Here is a 2,036-nt window from a genome sequence, read left to right as displayed (position 1 = left end):
GAGCGGCAGGCGCTGTGGATCTGGGGCTTGACGGTGCTGGCGGTCATCGCGCTCACGTTGCTGTACCGGCGCACGCGGCTCGGCATGGCGATGAGCGCGTGCGCGGTCGACAGGCAGGCGGCGCGCTTGGCCGGCATCGATGTGCGGCGGGTGGTCACGATCAGCTTCGCGTTCGCCGCGACGCTCGGGGCGCTCGCCGGAGCCGCGGTCACGCCGCTGACGCAGACGGGCTTCGACGTGGGTGCGCGCATGGGGCTGAAGGGCTTCGCCGCCGCCATCCTCGGCGGACTCGGCAACCCGGTGGCCGCGGTGGCCGGCGGTATCGCGCTCGGGCTCATCGAGAGCATCGCGATCGGGTTCATCTCTCCGACGTACAAGGACGCCATCGCGCTGCTCGTGCTGCTGCTCGTGCTCTTCCTGCGGCCGCAGGGCCTGCTCGGTGGCCGGCGGCGGGAGAAGGTGTGACGGTGGGGCCGCTCGCGCGCAAGGTGCTTCGCACGCTTCCCGCCGCTGCGTTGTGGTCGGCGATCCTGGCTGTGCCGCTGGTGATCGACAACGCCTTCGTCGTCGGCAAGGTGCTGGTGTTCGTCGGCATCAACGTGATCATCGTGACCGGGTTGGCGCTGCTGTTCGGCTACGGCGGGCAGGTCTCGCTCGGCCACGCGGCCTTCTACGGGATCGGCGCGTACGCATCCGGCTTCGCGACCGTGAAGATGGGCTGGCCGTGGCTTGCCGGGGTCGGCTGCGCGATCGGGGTGTCGGCGCTCGGCGGCCTGCTGTTGTCGTTCCCGAGCCTGCGGCTGCGCGGCCACTACCTCGCGATGGCGACGCTCGGGTTCGGCGAGATCATGCAGGTCGTCTTCGTGGAGGCGAAGGGCGTCACCGGAGGGACCGACGGCATGCTGGGCATCCCTGCGCCCGCGGTCGGGCGCATCGCGCTCGGCACCCCGGAGGCGAGCTACTGGCTCGTGTGGATCATCGCGGGGGCTGCCCTGCTGCTCGCGGGAAACGTCACGCGATCGCGCCCGGGGCGCGCCCTGCGCGCCATGCACGGCTCGGAGGCGGGGGCGCAGGCGTGTGGCATCGACCTCACCGTGCTCAAGGTGCAAGTCTTCGTCGTTTCCGCGGCGCTGGCCGGACTCGCCGGGTCGCTGTACGCGCACGTGGTCGGGTTCGTGTCGCCCACGTCGTTCGGGCTGCACACGTCGGTCATGCTCCTCGCGATGGCGGTCTTGGGCGGAGCGGGCTCCCTTGCGGGCCCGGCGGTCGCGGCAGCGGCCTTCACGCTGCTGCCGTACGTCGACGCTCTCGTCCCGGGTCTGCCGCGCGACGTTGCGACCGCGATCTCGGAGTGGGAGATCGACATCTACGGGCTCGCGATCATCCTCGTGATGCTGCTCGCCCCCGGCGGCGCCGCCGGGCTGCTGCGCAGGCTGCGCCGCAAGCCCCGGACGAAGGAGGGGAGCGCGTGACCCTCGTGTCGGCAGAACGCGTGACGCGCCGGTTCGGTGGCCTCACGGCGGTCGACGCGGTCTCGTTCGACGTGTATGAGGGCCAGATCAAGGCGCTCATCGGCCCGAACGGCGCGGGGAAGAGCACGCTGTTCAACTGCCTGACCGGGTTCGACCGCGCCCATGAGGGCCGCGTGTCCTTCGACGGTCTCGACATCACGGGCAAGCGCCCGTCTCAGGTCGCCGCGCTCGGCGTGGCGCGCACGTTCCAGAACACGCAGCTGTTCGAAGAGATGACGGCGCTCGAGAACGTCCTGGTCGGGCGCCATTGCCGCACGCGCACGGGGATGGCCTCGGCAGCCCTGCGCCTCCCGTGGACGCTCGCCGAGGAGCGCGTCTCGCGCGGCGAGGCGGAGCGGCTGCTGCGGCTCGTGGGCCTTGCGGACGCCGCGGATGTGCTTGCGGGGGACCTCCCCAACGGTCACCGCCGGCTGCTCGAGATCGCGCGCGCGCTGGCCACCGAGCCGCGCGTCGCCCTGCTCGACGAGCCGGCGGCCGGGCTGAACACCGCCGAGACGGCGACGC

3 protein-coding genes are annotated in these 2,036 nt (G+C 72.0%); all 3 read left to right on the top strand.

The annotated features are described in order from the left end of the window. Window positions 1–465, top strand: a 465-nt coding sequence (locus FDZ70_09790; protein TLM69191.1) for a branched-chain amino acid ABC transporter permease, incomplete at its 5' end; no start/stop codon positions are given. Continuing rightward, window positions 462–1,472 carry a branched-chain amino acid ABC transporter permease gene (locus FDZ70_09785; protein TLM69190.1) on the top strand — a complete coding sequence of 337 codons (1,011 nt, stop codon included), beginning with the start codon at window positions 462–464 and terminating at the stop codon, window positions 1,470–1,472. The genes FDZ70_09790 and FDZ70_09785, both read left to right, overlap by 4 nt. Next, window positions 1,352–2,036: ATP-binding cassette domain-containing protein (locus FDZ70_09780; protein ID TLM69189.1), on the top strand; the 685-nt coding region annotated here is incomplete at its 3' end. The genes FDZ70_09785 and FDZ70_09780, both read left to right, overlap by 121 nt.

The sequence above is a fragment of the Actinomycetota bacterium genome (assembly GCA_005774595.1).
Lineage (GTDB): Bacteria > Actinomycetota > Coriobacteriia > Anaerosomatales > D1FN1-002 > D1FN1-002.
This window is presented reverse-complemented; position numbering and strand designations above follow the sequence as displayed.